Origin of the sequence: Tenacibaculum caenipelagi, assembly GCF_004363005.1 — a bacterium.
Classification (GTDB): Bacteria; Bacteroidota; Bacteroidia; order Flavobacteriales; family Flavobacteriaceae; genus Polaribacter; species Polaribacter caenipelagi.
In genome coordinates, this window is sequence record NZ_SNYH01000004.1 from 321025 (window position 1) to 340625 (window position 19601).

21 protein-coding genes and 1 pseudogene are annotated in these 19601 nt (G+C 32.6%); 6 read left to right on the forward strand and 16 right to left on the reverse strand.

All coding sequences use genetic code 11. The features are described 5' to 3' along the window. Positions 1–18 precede the first annotated feature (18 nt). Both DFQ07_RS10320 and DFQ07_RS10325 read left to right on the forward strand, forming a co-directional pair. Entirely contained in the window at positions 19–1290 is a 1272-nt protein-coding gene (locus DFQ07_RS10320; protein ID WP_133536518.1) for an adenylosuccinate synthase, read from the forward strand. Positions 1291–1323: 33 nt separating this feature from the next. Beyond that, positions 1324–1857, forward strand: coding sequence for a DUF1572 family protein (locus tag DFQ07_RS10325; protein WP_208107689.1), 534 nt, complete (start codon positions 1324–1326; stop codon positions 1855–1857). A 56-nt stretch (positions 1858–1913) separates the two neighbouring features. On the opposite strand, the gene DFQ07_RS10330 is transcribed toward DFQ07_RS10325, so the two are convergent. The 4 genes from DFQ07_RS10330 to DFQ07_RS10345 form a co-directional block, all read right to left on the reverse strand. Further along, on the reverse strand, positions 1914–2627 hold the full coding sequence (locus DFQ07_RS10330; RefSeq protein WP_166627766.1) for an SCO family protein: 714 nt from the start codon (positions 2625–2627) through the stop codon (positions 1914–1916). Continuing rightward, complete coding sequence (locus DFQ07_RS10335) at positions 2624–3400, reverse strand: formylglycine-generating enzyme family protein (protein WP_133536520.1); 777 nt, start codon at positions 3398–3400, stop codon at positions 2624–2626. Before DFQ07_RS10335 ends, DFQ07_RS10330 begins: the two co-directional genes overlap by 4 nt. 30 nt (positions 3401–3430) lie before the next feature. Further along, positions 3431–4882, reverse strand: a complete 1452-nt coding sequence (gene nirK / locus DFQ07_RS10340; protein WP_133536522.1) for a copper-containing nitrite reductase — start codon at positions 4880–4882, stop codon at positions 3431–3433. Between the two features lie 128 nt (positions 4883–5010). After that, complete coding sequence (locus DFQ07_RS10345) at positions 5011–6453, reverse strand: pyridoxal phosphate-dependent decarboxylase family protein (protein WP_133536524.1); 1443 nt, start codon at positions 6451–6453, stop codon at positions 5011–5013. Positions 6454–6591: 138 nt separating this feature from the next. On the opposite strand from DFQ07_RS10345, the gene DFQ07_RS10350 reads away from it, so the two are divergent. Together DFQ07_RS10350 and DFQ07_RS10355 are read left to right on the forward strand one after the other, a co-directional pair. Further along, the gene (locus DFQ07_RS10350; RefSeq protein ID WP_133536526.1) at positions 6592–8229 is read left to right on the forward strand and encodes an OstA-like protein; all 1638 of its coding nucleotides are present in this window, start codon (positions 6592–6594) and stop codon (positions 8227–8229) included. Positions 8230–8234: 5 nt separating this feature from the next. After that, positions 8235–9413 (forward strand): aspartate aminotransferase family protein, encoded by a 1179-nt coding sequence (locus DFQ07_RS10355; protein ID WP_133536528.1) that lies wholly within the window; start codon positions 8235–8237, stop codon positions 9411–9413. Positions 9414–9423: 10 nt separating this feature from the next. On the opposite strand, the gene DFQ07_RS10360 is transcribed toward DFQ07_RS10355, so the two are convergent. Together DFQ07_RS10360 and DFQ07_RS10365 are read right to left on the reverse strand one after the other, a co-directional pair. After that, entirely contained in the window at positions 9424–10248 is an 825-nt protein-coding gene (locus tag DFQ07_RS10360; protein ID WP_133536530.1) for a class I SAM-dependent methyltransferase, read from the reverse strand. Between the two features lie 239 nt (positions 10249–10487). Continuing rightward, a complete protein-coding gene (locus tag DFQ07_RS10365) occupies positions 10488–10982 on the reverse strand; it encodes an SRPBCC family protein (RefSeq protein WP_133536532.1) in 495 nt (164 codons plus the stop codon). Positions 10983–11118: 136 nt separating this feature from the next. On the opposite strand from DFQ07_RS10365, the gene DFQ07_RS10370 reads away from it, so the two are divergent. Continuing rightward, positions 11119–12105 (forward strand): GlxA family transcriptional regulator, encoded by a 987-nt coding sequence (locus DFQ07_RS10370; protein ID WP_133536534.1) that lies wholly within the window; start codon positions 11119–11121, stop codon positions 12103–12105. A gap of 17 nt (positions 12106–12122) precedes the next feature. Here DFQ07_RS10370 and DFQ07_RS10375 read toward each other — a convergent pair whose 3' ends face one another. Beyond that, the gene (locus DFQ07_RS10375; protein WP_133536536.1) at positions 12123–12881 is read right to left on the reverse strand and encodes a carbon-nitrogen hydrolase family protein; all 759 of its coding nucleotides are present in this window, start codon (positions 12879–12881) and stop codon (positions 12123–12125) included. 164 nt (positions 12882–13045) lie between these two features. Here DFQ07_RS10375 and DFQ07_RS10380 point away from each other — a divergent pair, with 164 nt between their 5' ends. Then, positions 13046–13891, forward strand: coding sequence for a sulfurtransferase (locus DFQ07_RS10380; protein ID WP_133536538.1), 846 nt, complete (start codon positions 13046–13048; stop codon positions 13889–13891). A gap of 76 nt (positions 13892–13967) precedes the next feature. On the opposite strand, the pseudogene DFQ07_RS10385 reads toward DFQ07_RS10380, so the two are convergent. From DFQ07_RS10385 to DFQ07_RS10425, 9 genes and pseudogenes are all read right to left on the reverse strand, one after another. After that, positions 13968–14093, reverse strand: a pseudogene (locus DFQ07_RS10385) (alpha-ketoglutarate-dependent dioxygenase AlkB); the annotation flags it as partial. Between the two features lie 157 nt (positions 14094–14250). Next, on the reverse strand, positions 14251–14973 hold the full coding sequence (locus DFQ07_RS10390; RefSeq protein WP_133536540.1) for an alpha/beta fold hydrolase: 723 nt from the start codon (positions 14971–14973) through the stop codon (positions 14251–14253). An 81-nt stretch (positions 14974–15054) separates the two neighbouring features. Continuing rightward, positions 15055–15894: a bifunctional helix-turn-helix domain-containing protein/methylated-DNA--[protein]-cysteine S-methyltransferase gene (locus DFQ07_RS10395; protein WP_133536542.1), complete on the reverse strand. Its 840-nt coding sequence runs from the start codon at positions 15892–15894 to the stop codon at positions 15055–15057. 69 nt (positions 15895–15963) lie between these two features. Continuing rightward, positions 15964–16701 carry an alpha/beta fold hydrolase gene (locus DFQ07_RS10400; RefSeq protein ID WP_133536544.1) on the reverse strand — a complete coding sequence of 246 codons (738 nt, stop codon included), beginning with the start codon at positions 16699–16701 and terminating at the stop codon, positions 15964–15966. A gap of 190 nt (positions 16702–16891) precedes the next feature. Beyond that, on the reverse strand, positions 16892–17185 hold the full coding sequence (locus DFQ07_RS10405; protein ID WP_133536546.1) for an antibiotic biosynthesis monooxygenase: 294 nt from the start codon (positions 17183–17185) through the stop codon (positions 16892–16894). Between the two features lie 124 nt (positions 17186–17309). Then, a complete protein-coding gene (locus DFQ07_RS10410) occupies positions 17310–17798 on the reverse strand; it encodes a Cif family virulence factor (RefSeq protein WP_133536549.1) in 489 nt (162 codons plus the stop codon). Between the two features lie 153 nt (positions 17799–17951). Next, entirely contained in the window at positions 17952–18497 is a 546-nt protein-coding gene (locus DFQ07_RS10415) for a GNAT family N-acetyltransferase (protein ID WP_133536551.1), read from the reverse strand. 66 nt (positions 18498–18563) lie between these two features. Continuing rightward, the gene (locus DFQ07_RS10420) at positions 18564–19130 is read right to left on the reverse strand and encodes a cysteine hydrolase family protein (protein WP_133536553.1); all 567 of its coding nucleotides are present in this window, start codon (positions 19128–19130) and stop codon (positions 18564–18566) included. Between the two features lie 164 nt (positions 19131–19294). After that, on the reverse strand, positions 19295–19601 hold a 307-nt coding region (locus DFQ07_RS10425), incomplete at its 5' end, for a hypothetical protein (RefSeq protein WP_208107690.1).

The following is a 19601-nucleotide window of genomic DNA, read 5'->3' on the forward strand; positions in this document are numbered from 1 at the left end:
CACTTAACAACACACTAAATGGCAGTAGATTTATTACTTGGTTTACAATGGGGAGACGAAGGAAAAGGTAAAATTGTAGACGTTCTAACAAAAAACTACGATATCATTGCTCGTTTTCAAGGAGGTCCTAATGCAGGCCATACCTTAATATTTGATGGAAACAAGCATGTATTACACACAATTCCTTCAGGAATTTTTCATAAAACAGCTTTAAATGTAGTAGGTAACGGAGTAGTTATCGATCCTGTTATCTTTAAAAAAGAGTTAGAAAATTTAGATGCTCACAATATCGATTATACTTCTAAATTATTAATTTCTCGTAAAGCACACTTAATATTACCAACACACCGATTATTAGACGCAGCTTCTGAAACTTCAAAAGGAAAGGCAAAAATCGGTTCTACTTTAAAAGGAATTGGACCAACATATATGGACAAGACAGGTAGAAATGGAATGCGTGTTGGAGATTTAGAATTAGACAACTGGAAAGAAAAATATAGAGCTTTAACTGAAAAACATTTAAGTATGCTAGCTTACTTTGATGTTCAAATCGATTATGATTTAGACGAATTAGAAGCTGAATTTTCTAGAGGTATTGATAAATTAAAAACATTACAATTTATCGATTCAGAAGAGTTTTTAAACAAGGCTATTAAAAAAGGGAAAACTATTTTAGCTGAAGGAGCTCAAGGATCGTTATTAGATATCGATTTTGGAACGTATCCATTTGTAACTTCATCTAACACTACTGCTGCCGGTGCTTGTACTGGTTTAGGAGTAGCTCCTAACAGAATTGGTGAAGTTTTCGGTATTTTTAAAGCCTATACTACTCGTGTGGGTTCTGGACCTTTCCCAACAGAATTATTTGACGAAGATGGAGCTACTATGGCTAAAGTTGGTCATGAATTTGGAGCTACTACAGGACGTCCTCGTCGTTGTGGATGGTTAGATTTAGTTGCTTTAAAGTATGCTGTTGATGTAAACGGTGTTACTCAGTTAATGATGATGAAAGGTGATGTTTTATCAGGTTTCGATACATTAAAAGTGTGTACTTCATACAATTATAAAGGAGAAGAAATTTCTCACTTCCCATATAACATTGAACCTGAAAATGTAACTGTAAACTATACTGAGTTTAAAGGTTGGAAGGATGATTTAACAAAAATGTCTTCTGCAGATCAATTACCTCAAAACTTATTAGATTACATCGCGTTTATCGAAAAGGAAACAGGTGTACCTGTAAAGATTGTTTCAGTAGGACCTGATAGAAAACAAACAATTAACAGATAAATTCAAAAGGAGTTCTATAGAGCTCCTTTTTTTATGATGATACAAGAATATTTAGACAATATCACAACACAGTTTAAATCGTACAAAGAAGTTGCTGATAAAACGATTGCTCAACTTGATGAAAAAGATTTGCACTGGAAATATAATGAAGAAAGTAACAGTATTGCTTCAATCATTATACACATGTCAGAAAACATGCTATCTCGATGGACAGATTTTTTTACTTCAGATGGAGAAAAGGATTGGAGAGATAGAGATACTGAATTTGAGCCACAAGATTTAACTAAAAAAGAATTGATCACTCAATGGGAAAAAGGTTGGAACTGTCTTTTTTCTGCTTTAGATTCATTAAATGAAGAAAACTTCAAACAACCTATTCTTATAAGAAATAAACAAGTTAAGTTAATTGAAAGTATTACGAGACAAATAGCCCATTTTCCTTATCATATTGGTCAAATAGCTTACGTAGGTAAAATGATTTTAAATGATAAATGGCAAACAGCTTCTATAGCTAAAGGAAAATCAAAAGAGTTTATACAAGCACAATTTGAAAAAAATAACTCATAAAAAAAACGTCTTTTAGTAACTACTGAAAGACGTTTTTAATAGGAAACATATGGCCGCTAATTTTTTACTGTCTCCAAAATACTTGCAACGGTTTCTTTATTATCTACTCCTAAACCTTCTTGTTGATGTACCAACTCCCCTTCTGAATTAAATACACTTATAATGTTTGAGTGCGAAAAATCTAAAGGTGATATTTGTTTATACTTTACCGCTAATACATTAGCAAACTCTCGCACTGACTCTTCAGTTCCTTGTAAAAAAGTCCAATGTTCATCATCCATGTAATTTTCTTTAGCAAACTCTTTAAGCTTTTTCGGAGTATCATTTTTAGGATCAATACTAATTAAAACATATTGTAAGTCATCATTATATTTCTCTGGTACTTTAGCTTCAATATTACGCATGTCAGCAACCAATCTAGGACAAGCTGCTTTACAAGTGGTGTATATCATCACCATTACCAAAGTTTTTCCTTTTAAATCTTTTAAATAGATATGCTTATTCTCTTCTGTTTTCCATTCCGATGTCAAATTAAATATAGAACTTTCAGAAATGTCTGTTTCTAAAACTTTAGAAATTTCTTGAGATTGAGGTTTTAAATCCATTTTACAAACAGGACAACTTCCTTCTTCTGTATAGGTTTTATCTCCTTCACAAAGCATAGGACATTCATAAACTATATTTGAGCTTGTGTCGTTTTTTTCTTTTTTACAAGAACTAAATAGTACTATTGAAAAAAGAATTATCGTGATATATTTGATTATTCTCATTGTTCTATATTTTTATCCTTTACACATCTAAAACCTAAGTTTCTCATGGTGAATTTCGCTTTCAAACTACCTCTAGTTGCATAACGCATAAACGCAGCATAATTCATTAAATCTGTAGCACCTACTGCTGCACTACCACAAAATAAATTACTATCATTATCAACATCTTTTCGAGACTCCCCTGATACCAATACCGAATTAAAATCAGAAGTCCACTCCCAAACCAATCCATGCATATCATATACTCCCCAATAATTTTTAAATGTTGAGCCTACTACATTATCAAAAGTTCTAGGTTTTTCATACCAACCTAAGATATATTCATTATACGTTTTTAAAGTCCTAGCATCTGGTATTTTTTGATTAGCCATAGCTACATACTCCCATTCGTCAACTGTTGCTAATCTTTTTCCTTGTTCTTCACAATAACATTTGGCTGCAAACCAAGAGATATTAGTTACCGGAGATTTTAATTTTTGTTTATCTCCTATAATAGTATCACTTTTCCAGCTTAAAAGATAGCTTTTATCTGCAAAGAGCCTTATTACTTTAGATTTTCTCCATTTAGGGTTTTCTTTTACAAACTCTAAAAACTCTTCATTCGTTACTGGATATACATCCATGAAAAAATCTTGAATTGTTATTCTTACTGAATCTCTTCCATACAAAGGAATATAACTACCTCCTTTTATGGGAACCATTATAGATTGACAATTCATATTGGAAATGCCTAAAAAAAGAATACAAATTGTCAATCTTAAAATGGTTTTCATCTTTATTTTTGTTATGTTACTTTTTTATTTTTAGTGAGCACTTTTTACCTCTGTCACTGTATTTACACCGACATTAGTTTTGTTATTACCCCAAGAATTATATACATAAGTAAGTACATCTGCTACTTCTTCATCACTTAATGCTTGTTTGGTCATTACACTATTGTATTTCTGACCATTTACAGAAATCTCTCCTGTTTTTCCATGCAATACAATATCAATAGCTCTTTTAACATCTGCATTTAAATAATCTGATTTAGCTAAAGGAGGAAAAGCATTTGGAATTCCTTCTCCATTTGCTTGGTGACAAGCAAAACATGTTTTCGTATATATTTGCTTACCATCAGCTATTTTTTGTGCTAACGATTTTTCATTTTTTGCTACGACCTTCTCCTCTTCTCTATTCGGCATTGATTGTATAGTACCTCCTTCAGGGTTGTAAATACCTTCTTGTTTAACTCCTGAATATATTCTTTTACTTTCTTCTCCTTTTACTTTTAGCATTCCTAATGCCCCTTTGTTAAATGCTCTAAATATGGCGTGATCTACTAAAATAAATGTACCCGGAACATCTACTTTAAAATCAACTATTGCTGCACCCCCTGCTGGTATAGATGTTGTTTGTACATGCTTGTTTATAGTTTCTCCTCCTTCTACATGAACATTGTCGAAAATTTCACCGATTACGTGGAAAGAAGAGGTTAAGTTAGGACCACCATTACCAACAAATAAACGTACAGTTTCTCCTACATTTGCTGTTATTGCATTGTCACCTGTTAAAGCTCCTACTTTACCATTAAACACTACATAATCAGCATCTTCATCTACAGCTTTTTTCATATCAAAAGCTTGTAATCCTGGTTCACCATTTTCTCCTTTGGTATAAAAATCACCCTGCATAATGTAGTATTCTTTATCTACCTTAGGTAACCCTCCTTCTGGTTCAACTAAGATTAATCCGTACATACCATTAGCTATATGCATTCCTACAGGAGCAGTAGCACAGTGGTATACATATAATCCAGGATTTAAAGTTTTAAAAGAGAATGTCTTTTTATGACCTGGAGCTACAAATGAAGAAGTTGCTCCTCCTCCTGGACCTGTTACTGCGTGTAAATCGATATTATGTGGTAATCTATTATCTGGATGATTTGATAAGGTAAATTCTACTTCATCTCCTACTCTTGTTCTTATAAAGCTTCCCGGAACAGACCCTCCAAATGTCCAGTAAACATATTTTACCCCATCAGTCATTGTACCTTCTTTTTCAAGAATCTCCATATTAACTAATAGCTTTTTTGCTGCTCTATTACCCACCGGTGCTGGAACATTGGGTGGGGCAGTTAATTCGGCTTCCATAGTTCCTTTAATTGCTATATCTGAAGCGCTTTTCATAGCAATATTGGCTGGTTTTTCATTCTTACAACTTGTTATTGCAAACATTGCTGCTAGAATAATTGCGGTTGTTTTCAAGTGTTTCATGTTGTCTCTATTGATGTAGTTGTTAATATTAATCCATAAAAGACTATTTTATCTCTTATACAAACAAAATTACCATAAGAATAGAGCCAGAAATATGACTTTTATCATAAAAGCAAAAAAAAGGAGCTTTAAGCTCCTTTTTCTTTACTCTTTAAAATTTCCTCACCAAATTTATTACACAAATCCAGTGTTTGTTTAACATCTTCCATAGTCGTTTTCGGATTTATCAAACACATTCTCAGTACCACTTGTTTATTTAGTATAGTAGTAACTAAGAAAGCTTCTCTTGAATCCATTATTTTTTGAGAAATTTCCTGATTTAATTTATCAATTTCTTTTTCTTCAAGGTTTAAGCCTATAGGATTGTATCTAAAATTGATAACTGCCAAAGTAGCTGGTGAAATTATTTCCCAATTCCTACTTTTACGCAACATTTTTTCAACGTCATCAGCTAATTGAATATTATAACTAACAGCCTCTTTGAAGGCATCTAAACCATAGGTCTTGATAGACATATAAAACTTCAACGCTCTAAAACGTCTTGTTAATTGAATACCATAATCATAAAAATTAATTTCTGATTCATTACCTTCAATATCACGTAAATATTCTGGTTTTTCACTAAATGTTTCGCTCAACCAAGAAGCATCCTTCACTAATAAGCATCCAATTTCATAAGGTTGATAAAACCATTTGTGTGGATCTACTGTTAACGAATCTGCTCGTTCTATACCTCGTAAAGCTTTAGCTCCTTTTTCTGATAAAATGGCAGCTCCACCATAAGCTCCATCAATATGAAACCATAAATTTTCCTCTTCACAAATGTCTGCTATTTCATCTAAAGGATCTACAGTACCCGTATTAGTTGTACCTGCTGATGCTATATAACAAAATGGCTGCAAACCTTCTAATCGGTCTTTTGCAATGGCATTTTTTAGTTTGTTAATGCTTATTCTAAATTCGATATCTGTAGGTAAAATTCTAATTTGCTCCTTTTTAAACCCTAAAACTCGAATAGCCTTAATATTAGAGGAATGTGCTTGGTCTGACAAATAAATGATAGCTTTAGAAAAATCATCTCCACACTTTAAACGTCTAGCTGTTACCAATGCTGTTAAGTTTGCCATAGAACCACCACTTGTAAAAATTCCTCCTCCTCTTTCTACAGGAAAATTATACATTTTCAGCAACCAGTTCATCGTCACAATTTCTAACTCTGCAGCAGCGGGAGAAACCATCCATCCACCAGAAAAAATATTGAATCCAGTAGCTAAGCTATCTGCCATGGTGCTAATAAAATTACTAGGACCAGGAACAAATGAATAGGCTTTTGGATGTGAAATAACTGTACTATTGGGTATTACATTGTCCATCACAAAATCTAATACTTTTTCTGCTGGCATCCCTTTCGCAGGAGCTTCTTGTAAGAAAATGCTATCCATTTCTTTTCTAGAAGCACTAGCTACAGGCTTTTTTTGTTCTAAAGTATCCCAGTGTTCAGCAATTATATCAACTATTTTATATCCGTAAGACTTCATCTCTTCTTTTGATAAATCAAAATGAGCGCTCATATCTTTATATTTTTAAATTTGTTACAAAATTAACCATTTACAAAATGACAGCTTCTTATTTATCTTGATAATTTTATTTCTTTATTAAGATTTTTGGCATATTCTTTTCATTATTTTTGTGCATTAAATCGTATTATTTTGAAAAAAATATTTCTGTTACCTTTTTTATTATTCTCTATTGTAAGTTTTTCTCAAACAAAAAAAATCAAAATTCTATCTACCGAATTAAGTACAGCTGACGAGAGTAAATATCCGGGAGCGACCTTATTGATTGGGAAAGTAAAAATGTCGCACGAAGGTGCTACGTTAGATTGTCAGAGAGCCTTACTTTATAAAGATAAAAACTTGTTTAAAGCGATTGGTGAAGTTGTCATTGAACAAGGAGATACGATTATTCAATACAGCGATTTTGCTACTTACGATGGAAATACTAAAAAAGCGAAATCGTGGGGAAATGTTGAGATTAACGACAAAGAAATGACGCTAAAAACAGATACGCTCCATTTCGATAGAATTAATCAAATTTTATATTACCCTAACGGTGGAACTATTCGCGACAAAAAAAACACGCTTTCAAGTATAAAAGGAACATACTTTTTAAAAGACAAAAAGTTTACTGCAAAATCAAAAGTTACTGTTGTTAACCCAGATAATAAACTTGAATCTGACCACCTTGATTATTACACTAACTCTAGTGTAGCTTATTTATACGGCCCAAGTACCATTACCAACTTAAAAGATAGCACCAAAGTATATTCTGAAAAAGGGTTTTATGATACCAATACTGACATTTCTTACTTTGTTAAAAACGCGAAACTCTTTTTAAAAGAACGTACAGTTTCTGCAGACAGTTTGTACTACGATAAACGAAAAGGATTTGCTTCTGCTACCAACAACATAAAAGTGGTAGATACTGTACAAAATATGGTCGCAAAGGGAAACTATGCGGAACTATATGAACATAAAGATTCTTTGTTCATTATCGATAGAGCGGTAGCAATTTCAGTTCTTGAAAAAGACTCAATGTATGTTGCTGGTGATAAAATTTTACTTACTGGTAAACCAGAAAAACGTATTGCTCGTATTTTCAATAATGTAAAAATCTTCAAATCTGATTTGCAAGGAAAATGTGATTCAATTCACACAAGTCAAGAAACAGGCTTAACAAGAATGTTTAACAGACCTATTTTATGGTCTAAAAACAGTCAAATTACAGGAGATAGTATTCAGTTACTTACTGATAAAGAAACAAATAAATTAGATTCATTAAAAGTGCTAAAAAACGCTTTTATGATTCAACAAGATTCAATACATCGAGATAATTACAACCAAATTAAAGGTAGAGATATTTTTGGGAAATTCGAAAAAGGTGAGTTACATACCATGTTGGTAAAAGGAAATGCTGAATCATTATATTATAACAATAATGATAAAACTCATAAACTTGAAACCATTACCAAAGAAATTGCAAGTGATATTGAGTTTATTTTAGAAAATGGAGAAATAGCACAAACTAAATACTTTAAAAAATCAGAAGGCACAACCTACCCTCCATCTAAATTTCCTTCAGAAGAGAAAAAGTTCAAAGGCTTTTTATGGAGAGGAAATGAGCAACCTAAAACGGTTGAAGATATTTTTGTAAAAGACACAATAGTTGCGCCTCCTTCAAAAGAAAAAAAGGAGCTCGATGTTGTTAAAGAAGCAAAGGAAAACTTCATTAACGAAACTAAGAAGAAGAAAAAATTAGAAGAATTAAATCCTAAAAGATTAAAATAATTCCTGTGAAAGACGATTTTTTAAAATATCAAGGGCAAACCACACCACATCCTTTAGCTATTGAAATATCACATGCTAAAGGAAGTTATATCTACGATAACAAAGGGAAAGCCATGTTAGACTTCGTGGCAGGAGTTTCTGCGAATAGTTTAGGGCATAATCATCCTAAAGTAAACGAAGCTATAAAAAATCAACTTGATCAATATACACATGTAATGGTGTATGGTGAGTTTATACAAAAACCACAATTAGAATTGTGTAAAGCTTTAGCAGCTACCTTACCTCCTAACCTTTCATCTGTTTATCTAGTTAACTCTGGTACCGAAGCTACTGAAGGAGCTTTAAAATTAGCCAAGCGTTTTACTGGTAGAAGTGAAATTATTGCCGCTAAAAATGCATATCACGGAAATACGCAAGGGGCTATGAGTGTTTGTGGCGCAGAACAACAAAACCGTGCATTTCGTCCGTTAATTCCAGGAAGTAAGTTTATCGAATATAACAACGAACACCATTTAGAAAAAATAACTTCTAAAACAGCTGGAGTTATCTTAGAAACTATTCAAGGTGGTGCTGGTTTTATCGAACCTCAAAACAACTACTTGACAAAGGTAAAACAACGATGTGAAGAAGTAGGTGCCTTATTAATTTTGGATGAAATCCAATCAGGAACAGGACGTACAGGAAAATTTTGGGGTTTCGAAAATTACAACGTTACCCCCGATATTATCATCACAGGTAAAGGTTTAGGTGGTGGAATGCCAATTGGAGCTTTTATAGCCTCTTTTGAAGTAATGAACTGTTTAAAAGAACATCCTAAATTAGGGCATATTACTACTTTTGGAGGACATCCTGTAATTGCAAGTGCTGGATTAGCAACTGTACAGGAAATCACTTCTTCTAACTTGATGGAAGAAAGTTTACGAAAAGAAAAAATTATTCGTGATATCTTTAAAAACCACCCTGCTGTTAAAGAAATTAGAGGAAAAGGATTAATGCTAGCCTTATTGGTTGATACACCGGAAGCAGCCTCACAAGTAATTTTAAACTGTTTAGACAAAGGATTGATTTTATTTTGGTTGCTTTTTGAAGGAAGAGCGATTCGTATTACCCCTCCTCTAACCATTTCTGATGAAGAAATAGAAAAAGGGTGTAATCTTATTTTAAGTGAGTTAGATAAATTGTAGTCTTTAAAAGTTATTTCTTATAAACACCACTTTCCAAAATCAAAGAACCATTTTTAAAATGCTCTAATAAATTCAATAACTTCGGTTTGGTGGTTTCACCCATGAGAACATTAAGTCCAATTTTTGGTGGACCAAATTCTTTTATTTTGGCAAGCATCCCTCCGAAAAATTCTATTCCCGCTTGCGTTTGATCTTTAGAAGATACTTTTGTAAAACCTAAGCCTGTTAATATATTATTCATTTCGCTGCTTTTGAATAAGAAGCTATGATCTTCGGAAGTTGCCCATGGCATTGGATATTTAACAATTTCATCGTTATTTTTTAGAATATCATAGTATAGAAAAAAACCACTAGGCTTCAATACGCGATATATTTCCGAGTAAAATTTTTGTTTGTCAGGTACATTCATTTGAACATGCTGTGTCCAAACCACGTCAAATGATTCATCTTCGAACGGAAGTGCTGTTGCGTCTCCTTGAACAAAACTTGTTTTAGCTTCTAGTTTTACAAGCTGAGATAGTTTTTTAGCAGTTCTAATGTATTCGTTACTAAGATCTATACCCGAAGTAGTACAATTGTATGTTTCTGCTAACATTCGGCAAGGACCTCCTAACCCACATCCAACATCTAAAACTGATTTATTATTGAGATCTATAGATTCTGCCAGCTCTTTTGAAACGGCAGCACCACGCACGTGAAACTCATCAACTCCAGCTATATCTTCTCGTGCAATATTTTTAAGATCTTTTCCCATTTCTGATAGACGTTGAACAATATCTTCATATAAATCTTCTTTAAGATAATGTTGTTCAATTGTTTTGCTTAAGTGATTCATTGCTATACCTTTTTATGATTACTACTATCGTTTCAATGATTTCTTTACAGAGAAAAATTGGTATTCTTAGGAGTAGAAATCGTTATAGTATAAATGTAAGGATAATTCATATAATTAACCAATTGAGCTATGCATTACAGCTATTTAGGTTATTCTTTGAAGGAAGAGTTATTCGCATCACACTTATCTTTAACCATTACTGATGAAAAATCAAAAGAACTATTATTTTAAGTGAGTTACTATTTGTCTGGAAGTCCCCATTTTTCAACTAATTCTGCATTTAAACCACCTTCTTTCCCATTTGGTTTTCCAACACCCGTTTCTATTAATTTTTTCAGACTACCTTGTATATAGCCTGTCCAGGCATCGTTACACACTTCATAACATTCACCTTCTGGAGTTAAACCGTCATGAATAAAGGTCACTTTTGTTTGCCCGTTTTCTTCTGAAATATCAAAAACCAGTTTGGTATTTACCCATTCTGTTTTGTCCTTTACAAAATTAAATTCATTATCAATCACCAGATATACTAACTTTTTATTGGGAACAGTTTCAATCAACTTTAGTTTGCATAAGTGTATATTTTTGTAATGATAAAAAAAAGTTTCTCCTAGTTGATCTGTATTTCCTTCTATTTCTTCAGACCACCAAGCTCTGAAATTTTTTATGGCACTAAATGCTGTTGTAGCTCCTTTGCTAACAGTAATGGTTGTGGTGTAATTATTATTTTCCATTTTTATTTACAATTTAATTATTATTTTATTGAATGTAAAGATAATTACCGAATTATACTTTAATAACGTGTTATTTAGACATTTTAAAGGGTTGATTTAGACAATAGTTATATATAACTTTGTCAAAAACAATACTATGAAGCATTTGAGTATTTTAGTTCCTTATGAGCAAACTACGATGAGTACAATAGCATGTATTATTGGTAGTTTTCAGGTTTTTACTGAAGCCAATAATTTTTTTGAAAAGAAAAGCAAAAATCCACTTTTTAAAATCTCTTTGGTAGGTGCTACGGAAGGCAAAATTTTACAAGATGGTTTTCTTTCTATAAAACAAAATGCTACGATAAAAGAAATAACAGAAACCAATCTTATAATTGTTCCTGCTTCATTAGTTCGTAGCTACGAAACCGCTACAAAGAATAATAAATTGTTGATTGATTGGATTGAAAAACAATACAAACAAGGTGCAGAAATCGCAAGTATGTGTGTGGGTGGATTTATGTTGGCTTCTACAGGATTACTTTCGGGGAAAACTTGCTCTACCCATTGGGCAATGGCTGATGAATTTAGAAACTTATTTCCTGATATAAACCTTCAAACTGATAAACTTATTACGGACGAAAATGGAATTTATACCAATGGTGGTGCTTATTCTTTTCTACACTTATTAATGTATTTGGTAGAAAAGTTTTATGACCGAGAGACCGCCATTCATTGTGCAAAATATTTTCAGATAGACCTAGACAGAAATTTACAAGCCGAATTTTCCATTTTTAACGGACATAAAAAGCATAACGATGATGTTATTTTAAATGCTCAAACTTTTATGGAAGAAAATTATCAGGACAAAATTTCCATCAAAAAAATGTCAGAAGAATTTGGTGTTAGTAGAAGGAATTTTGATAGAAGATTTATCAAAGCCACAGGATTAACACCACTTGACTATGTACAAAGAGTAAAAATAGAAGTTGCCAAAAAATCATTTGAAAATTCTCGGAAATCTGTCAATGAAGTCATGTACGAGGTTGGCTACAACGACACTAAAGCATTCCGTGAAGTTTTCAATCGTGTTACAGGAATGTCTCCTATTGACTATAAGTCCAAGTACAACAAAGGTATTTGAAACTGTTATAATTGAAGTTATGCTTCATTAACAGTAATTTTAATTTTCTCAATTTGAATTTTTATTGTTTCTAATGTTTCAATATCTACTATTGCAATACCTTCATTTACTTCATCTAATTGTTCTATGAGTTCTCCTTCTTCATTCCAAATCGAACTTTTACCAGCACAATCATAACCTCCTGATTTCCCAACAAAATTAGCCATCAAGGAAATCATTTTATACTTTTTAGCAATACTAGAAATCCGATCAATATCCTTATCAACTCCATTGATTGAGTTAAGAACACTCGCTATATAAACATTCGAACCATTTTTAAATGCTTTTTCAGAATGCTCTGAAATAGATGTCTCGTAACAGATTGCAAATCCTATTGTATGGTCTTTTAATTTTATTGGAGGAAGATTTTCTCCAGAAACGAAATACTTTTCTTCACCAGGATGTAAATGTTCTTTTGAATAAATTTCTCTTGGTTTATGAGGTTGAAAAATAACCATACTTATACAAACCCCTATTTTATTTTTAGTAGGAACTCCTACTCCTATTACTATTTGATTTGTATTGCTAATTTCTTGAAATTCACCTAATCTTTCATCGTCCTTTGTAAATGCTAATGATTCTGTCAGTTCTGGTTCATACCCTGTCAAAGAAAGTTCTGGAAAAATGATAAGATCCGCCTCATTTTTAATAGAAAGTTCAATCAATCTTTTATGATTATCTATATTTTTTTGAATATCTCCTCTAACTGGATTGGTTTGCGCAATACAAATTTTCATTTTGTCAGTTGAATTATTGTTAACGGTCTCGTACGACCATCTGTTTAGGGTTTAAAATTACTGTTTTTCGATTACTTCTTTGTAAATTTTATTAACCAAATCTACTCAGTTCTAGTTGACTTTTTAAAGTATAAATCGTAATTTTAATCAGTAAAAAATTACCAATGGTAAGCCCACTTATTGAAACAGAATGGCTTGAGAAACATCTAGGAGATGATAACTTACGAATTGTTAATGCAACTGTTCAGGTAAAGCTTTGGCCCTTTCCTCGTATACTAAGTGGTAAACGTAATTTTAAAAAGAGACATATTCCTGGGGCTGTATTTGCAGATTTATTAAAAATTTCCAATCCCAATTCACCTAAACGTACTTTTACCTTACCAACAGCAGCGCATTTTGCTGAATGCATGTCTAAACTTGGAATTGATGAGGGAGTTCGGGTTGTTATTTACGATGAACGAGAAAATATGTGGGCAGCACGACTCTGGTGGATGTTAAGAACTTTTGGATTTGATAATGCCTCTATCCTTAATGGTGGTTGGTCTGCATGGACTTTGGAAAGTAGACCGATATCCAAAGAAATAAAGAACTATCCCAGAGCTGAATTTGTCCCTAGCTTTAGACCGGAATTGATAGTCGATAAAAATGAAGTTTTAAATGCTATTGAGCAAAATGACATCTGTATTGTGAGTGCCTTAGGTCGTAGACAACACCGCGGTGAACGTAATGAATATGGACGAAGAGGACATATACCAGGAGCAATGAATGTGACTGCATGGGAAATTCTAGACAGGACCACCAAGCGATATCGACCAAAGGAAGAGTTACAAAAACTATTTGAGCCTATGCTAAACAAGAAACGTGTTATAACGTATTGTGGTGGCGGAATAGCAGCCTCAAGTGATGCCTTTATACTTCATATGTTAGGTCATCAAAACGTTGCGGTTTATGATGGAGGCTTGATGGAATGGTGTAAAGACAAGAGTTTACCTCTTGTGATAGATAGTTAGGTATCAATTTTACCGTCTAAGTATTTCTTGCAATCATCAACCACCAGTTAAATTATTGCTTTTTAACTACAGTGTTTTACTCTTCAATTGTTCTAAATGTCAAGTTTACTCTTGGTGTCATCACTTTTTTAGTAGGTGGAAGTCTGTGTAACCAATATGTTTGTGTTGTATCTTTCATTACTAACAGACTTCCATCTTCTAAAAGCAATAAAAATTTGAGTTGTCGTAATTGGCTTTCAGTACCTCGCACTGTTCGTCGGAAAGCAGTTTTGGAACAATTGCGTAACCGTTTTGGTGCATTTCTTCTGTTACTAAATGCCAATCAGCTTTGTTTATGTTATCAATTATGGCTTTCATTGTTAATTATGGGCTATTTCTAAAAAAATATCGCACAACTCTTTGGGTTTGCTAAAAAATGGTGAATGGCTTGTCTTCATTTTATATACTTTTTCACAAGGAGTCTCCTCATACATTTTTTGCTGTATAAAGGGTGTTACTGCCTTATCTTCTGTACACTCTATATAAAATCTTGGCACACTTCCATAGTTTTCTTCCGTTAACTCTAAAGATGTCTTTCCTGTCTCCGCACTTTCGTGGCTCAATATCATTCTTGCCATTTGATAAATATCATCATCGCAATCATGGTACAAACCTTCTTTATAAATTTCGGGTTGTAAGGTATGTGAGTTGGTCTCTGGATATCTTGTTACATAAGGCTTAAGCACTCCGTTTACATCTTGGGAAGAATAATCTGCTTGCGTTTTACCATTAGGAATCAAGTAAGCAGCCAGATAGATTAATTTCTCAATTCTTTCAGGACGGTATTCGGCAACTTGCGAAATCATAATCCCGTTTTTACTATGCCCCACCAAAATTACTTTTTCCTCAATACTGTCAATAAGCTTGCAAAGTTCTTCTACAGTAGATTTTAGGGTAACATTTTTAATGGGGGTTTTGTCACGCCCCATTCCAGACAAATCAATGGCATAAACTTTATGACCTTGATTTTCTAATATTGGCACCACTTTATGCCAGTTCCAAGCACTATGCCAAGAACCATGAATTAAAATGAATGTTTTCATGAATAAGAATTTAGATTATTGAGTTACAAAGATTCGTTTTGTACTCGCTTGAAAAAATCCGAAACTTGCGGTATTCAAAAATTATTTATTTTTGGCAGCTTCCCAACCAATAATGGCTGTTTTTCGAGTATTTCCCCACATATAACCTCCAAAGTTTCCTGTAGATTGGATAACTCTGTGACAAGGTATCAGATAAGCTACAGGGTTACTTCCTATGGCAGTTCCAACAGCTCTAGAAGCGTTTGGTTTGCCTATTTTTTCGGCTAAACCTCCATAGGTTGATAAGCTTCCCATGGGTATTTTGAGCAGACTTTCCCAAACTTTCAATTGAAAATCGGTTCCTTTTAGATGCAGCTTGATTTCATTGAGTTTGCTCCAATCATTTTGAAAAATAAACAACGCATTTTGTTGCATCAAGTCTAATTTTCTTTGAAAAGTGGCATTGGGAAATTTGGCTTGCAGGTTTTGTAAAGCAATTTCTTCATTGTCTTCAAAAGCCATATAGCAAATGCCTTTGGATGTAGAAGCGACAATTAAACTTCCAAATGGACTTTCGGCAAAACTGTAGTTGATTTGCAGATTTTTTCCACCTTTTTTGTATTCGGCAGGTGTCATTCCTTCAATGCTTATAAACAAATCGTGTAATCTACTGGTGCTCGAAAGTCCCATTTCAAAAGCAGTATCGAACAATGTTGCCTGTTTTTCTTTCAGAATTTTTTTGGCGTGTTCTACGCTGATAAATTGCAAGAATTTTTTCGGACTTATTCCTGCCCAATCTGTAAACATTCGTTGAAAGTGAGCTGGACTAACATGAACTTTTTCCGCAACTTCGTCTAAATTGGGCTGCGATTTGAAATTTGTTTTTATGTATTCAATCGCTTCTGCAATTCGATTGTAATTGATTTGGTTTTGTGTTTCCATTTTTCCTGAATCTTATACAACAAATGTCCGAATGGTTTTGCTTTAATAAAATCCGAAACTTGCTATGTTTTACAAAAGTATTTTTTGTGCGGATGTTTTTTCAATCTCGCTTAAAAAATCTGATATGATTGTTTCCAATTCTTTTACGCTGCTTATCATTGGTAAATGTCCACTATTTATAGTTTCTATTCTTGATGCATTTAAATTTTTTGCCATTTTGTCTTGCAAATCAGTAGGCATTGATTTATCATTTGTCAATTTAATATATAAACGTTTTGTATCGGGCAATTCAAACGAATTTTTTGTTGTGTAAAGTGCTTTTGCTTCTGGTGTAAATTCGTCTACAATTTTTGAAGTCATTTCTGGTGTCAAATCATTACAGAGTTCTGCTTCTATTGTTTTTTTAGGTGGTGTTGTCCCAAATAACGATAGCAAAATTGGTAATAAGAACTTTTGAGGAAACGGTAATGAAGAAACAAATGACTGTCCGCTTTTTGGCACAACTGAACCAATAGCGACAAATCCTTTTAATTCATTTTTGAATTTTTCAGCAACTTTTAATCCAATACAAGCCCCAATAGAATGAGCAACAATAATAAAATTATCATTTCCCCAATTTCTTATTTCCGTTGTTGTCTTATTTATATAATCATCAAAAGTCAGTTTTAAATTCTGTTTGCCATTTGATTTTCTATTTGGGAAATCAATGCTTAAAACTGGATTATCAATTCTCTGTTGTAATTCATTCCATATTGAACTATTAAGCCCTGCCCCATTTATAAAAATTATTCCGATTTTATTGTTCATAAGCTCTCTTTTAGTATTTTAAGTTGGTTGCTTTGTTACAATAATCGCTAACGTTTTAGTATATTGAAAATTGTGGTTTTGTAGGCGAGGATTTTCCGAAGGAAAATCGGAAGGTAGCAAAATGGCAACTAACTTTGGTTAAACTAAAAGTAGCATTTTTTTTATACATCGTTGACTACAGTACTTTATATCATTCAAATTTCATAAAGTGGTCTATTGTTACACTTTTTATTAAATGTTTTTCACGGTCATCAATTACAGCATTTCTCCAATCAACACCAGCAAACTTTTTTAGAGATTCAATATCTCTCCAATATGATATCATCATAAATTCCTGAGAAGAATTATCAATAGGAAGTCCAATGACAGTATCAATAACACCTTCTTGCTTTTTAATTAAAGGGAGAGCAATTTTTGTAAAGAAAGATTTAAATTCATCTTGTTTGTCAGAGAATATAATTGCTTTAAAAACTCGAACTATCATAATTCTTTTCAGTTTAATATTGTAGTTAACAGTCTCGGCTATGAGTAGTAGCGGCTTTCTACTCACAAACCTTTCGTTTGATCACTCAAACCGCTATTACTTATACATTGTTAGCAATAGTCTTTTAATTGGTTGATTTTTTTAAAGAACTTGCATGGTCTTTTATAACATACCACATGTTATCACTACCTTTTTCTAAAACATAACTAACAATCATATGATTTAAGTAAGGTTTTCCGTTTCTATTAGGTTCACGATATATAGCCTCCGTTGTTGCTGTTCCAATGTATTTTCCAGGTTCAATATTCAGTATTTTAGTTTTCATTGTCCATGTACTGTCTTTAAACCATTCGGCATGTAAGTTCACAAACTCATCCACTGTATAGGTTATTTTTGTGTTTGGCAAAATCAGTTCCATTCTACCCGATGTAGACATGGTCGATTTTAATGAGTCAATGTTTTTATTTTCAATAGACATTAATAACGTCTCTAATGTTTTTTTTATTTGTTTTTCGTTTTTTTTAGAGTCAAATTGATTGTCAGAACTATTATTACAAGAAAATAATATTGATAATGAAATAAATATTATGATAATTAAATTGTTTGTTTTCATGATTAAGGTTGAATTATAGCCAATGGTTTATATAAGAATAGTTGCGGTTTTATGTGCGAGGATTTTCAGAAGGAAAATCAGAAGGTAGTAAAATGGCAACTAACTTTGATTAAGCTAAAAGTAGCAATTATTTTTATACATTGTTGACAAACGTTATTTTACGTTCTGTTTTTTAGTTAGTCCAAACAAAATCAAATCAATATATTTCGAATTCTTAAATATATGTTCTTTTAATTCGCCTTCTTTTTTCATTCCGCTGTTTTTTAAAACTTGTCCAGATGCAGGATTATTTGCCAAATGAGAAGAAGTAAACTTGTTCAAATTCAGATTATCAAATCCGAATTTTAGGATAGCTTTTGTTGCCTCGGTCGCATATCCATTTCCAGAAAAAGGTTCTGCAATCCAATATCCGATTTCTGCTCTGTTATTTTTTCTCTCAATTTTTATTCCTATTCCGCCAATAAAATTATCTTTCTCTTTTAGTCTTATTGCAAAAGTATATTGGTTTCCATTTTCAAAACCTTGATTCGCCATATTAATCCAAAAAATGGCGTCCTTTTCAGAGTATGGGAAAGGTATGTTTTGAGTAAAATCAGATATATTTTTATTCGATGCGTATTTTACGATATCTGAAATATCTTTTGCTTTTAATTCTGTTAAGAATAATCGTTCAGTTTCTATTTTTGGAAAGTTTTTCATTTAAGTTCCAAGGTTTTCTCTACTATTTGCCAATGATCTCGGCTATGTGTAGTTGTGTGGCGTCATTTATATTTCACTCATCAATTTTTCGAAATTCCAAACAGTTGCAAATTCTTCATTCAAATTAGCGAGTGTTGTTAGGTGTATTATTTCAGAATCATATTTCTCTCCATTGATTCCAATTCGGTCAAAAGCTGCCGTTGCATCAGAAATTAAATACGTTTCGTAACCATAATTCCCCGCCATTCGAGTTGTTGTCGACACACAATGATTTGTGGTAATTCCAACTATTACTATAGATGTAATTCCCAATCGGTCTAACTGTTCCTTTAAATTAGTTCCGATAAAAGCACTATTTACATTTTTCGTTATTATTGGCTCGTTTTCTTTAGGCAAAACATTTTCATTAAACTCAAATCCTGGATTTTGTTCATTAAGTTTAGATTTTGGGTTTGTAGAACTATGTCTAATATGAAAAATTGGCAAGTTTAATTCCCTCCATTTATTCAATATTTTACCGCAAGTGATTTCAGCATTTTTATTATTTCTATTTCCTCCCCAATAATTTTCGTCTAAAAACGCTTTTTGAACATCAACCAAAATTAGTGCTGTATTTTTTTCTCTTAAATTCATTTTAAAATTTGTTTGGTTTTAATGACACACAACGTGTTTGTGTGTATTTTTTTTTGCAGGAAAAGACGCTAGTCATTTTCCATTGTAGCGGAAAGATAATTAACAAGATTGAATTTCCTCAGCGAAAATTCAATCTTATTAATTATACACTTCGTTATATGCTTTTAATTGGTTGATTTTTTTAAAGAACTTGCATGGTCTTTTATAACATACCATATGTTATCACTACCTTTTTCTAAAACATAACTAACAATCATATGATTTAAGTAAGGTTTTCCGTTTCTATTAGGTTCACGATATATAGCCTCAGTTGTTGCTGTTCCAATGTATTTTCCAGGTTCAATATTCAGTATTTTAGTTTTCATTGTACATGTACTGTCTTTAAACCATTCGGCATGTAAGTTCACAAACTCATCCACTGTATAGGTTATTTTTGTGTTTGGCAAAATCAGTTCCATTCTACCCGATGTG

Bases quoted from the DNA above. Each gene is read 5' to 3' on its own strand.
- DFQ07_RS10320 (WP_133536518.1), top strand. From the start codon at position 19: ATGGCAGTAGATTTATTACTTGGTTTACAATGGGGAGACGAAGGAAAA.
- DFQ07_RS10325 (WP_208107689.1), top strand. From the start codon at position 1,324: ATGATGATACAAGAATATTTAGACAATATCACAACACAGTTTAAATCG.
- DFQ07_RS10330 (WP_166627766.1), bottom strand. From the start codon at position 2,627: ATGAGAATAATCAAATATATCACGATAATTCTTTTTTCAATAGTACTA.
- DFQ07_RS10335 (WP_133536520.1), bottom strand. From the start codon at position 3,400: ATGAAAACCATTTTAAGATTGACAATTTGTATTCTTTTTTTAGGCATT.
- nirK (WP_133536522.1), bottom strand. From the start codon at position 4,882: ATGAAACACTTGAAAACAACCGCAATTATTCTAGCAGCAATGTTTGCA.
- DFQ07_RS10345 (WP_133536524.1), bottom strand. From the start codon at position 6,453: ATGAGCGCTCATTTTGATTTATCAAAAGAAGAGATGAAGTCTTACGGA.
- DFQ07_RS10360 (WP_133536530.1), bottom strand. From the start codon at position 10,248: ATGAATCACTTAAGCAAAACAATTGAACAACATTATCTTAAAGAAGAT.
- DFQ07_RS10365 (WP_133536532.1), bottom strand. From the start codon at position 10,982: ATGGAAAATAATAATTACACCACAACCATTACTGTTAGCAAAGGAGCT.
- DFQ07_RS10370 (WP_133536534.1), top strand. From the start codon at position 11,119: ATGAAGCATTTGAGTATTTTAGTTCCTTATGAGCAAACTACGATGAGT.
- DFQ07_RS10375 (WP_133536536.1), bottom strand. From the start codon at position 12,881: ATGAAAATTTGTATTGCGCAAACCAATCCAGTTAGAGGAGATATTCAA.
- DFQ07_RS10380 (WP_133536538.1), top strand. From the start codon at position 13,046: ATGGTAAGCCCACTTATTGAAACAGAATGGCTTGAGAAACATCTAGGA.
- DFQ07_RS10390 (WP_133536540.1), bottom strand. From the start codon at position 14,973: ATGAAAACATTCATTTTAATTCATGGTTCTTGGCATAGTGCTTGGAAC.
- DFQ07_RS10395 (WP_133536542.1), bottom strand. From the start codon at position 15,894: ATGGAAACACAAAACCAAATCAATTACAATCGAATTGCAGAAGCGATT.
- DFQ07_RS10400 (WP_133536544.1), bottom strand. From the start codon at position 16,701: ATGAACAATAAAATCGGAATAATTTTTATAAATGGGGCAGGGCTTAAT.
- DFQ07_RS10405 (WP_133536546.1), bottom strand. From the start codon at position 17,185: ATGATAGTTCGAGTTTTTAAAGCAATTATATTCTCTGACAAACAAGAT.
- DFQ07_RS10410 (WP_133536549.1), bottom strand. From the start codon at position 17,798: ATGAAAACAAACAATTTAATTATCATAATATTTATTTCATTATCAATA.
- DFQ07_RS10415 (WP_133536551.1), bottom strand. From the start codon at position 18,497: ATGAAAAACTTTCCAAAAATAGAAACTGAACGATTATTCTTAACAGAA.
- DFQ07_RS10420 (WP_133536553.1), bottom strand. From the start codon at position 19,130: ATGAATTTAAGAGAAAAAAATACAGCACTAATTTTGGTTGATGTTCAA.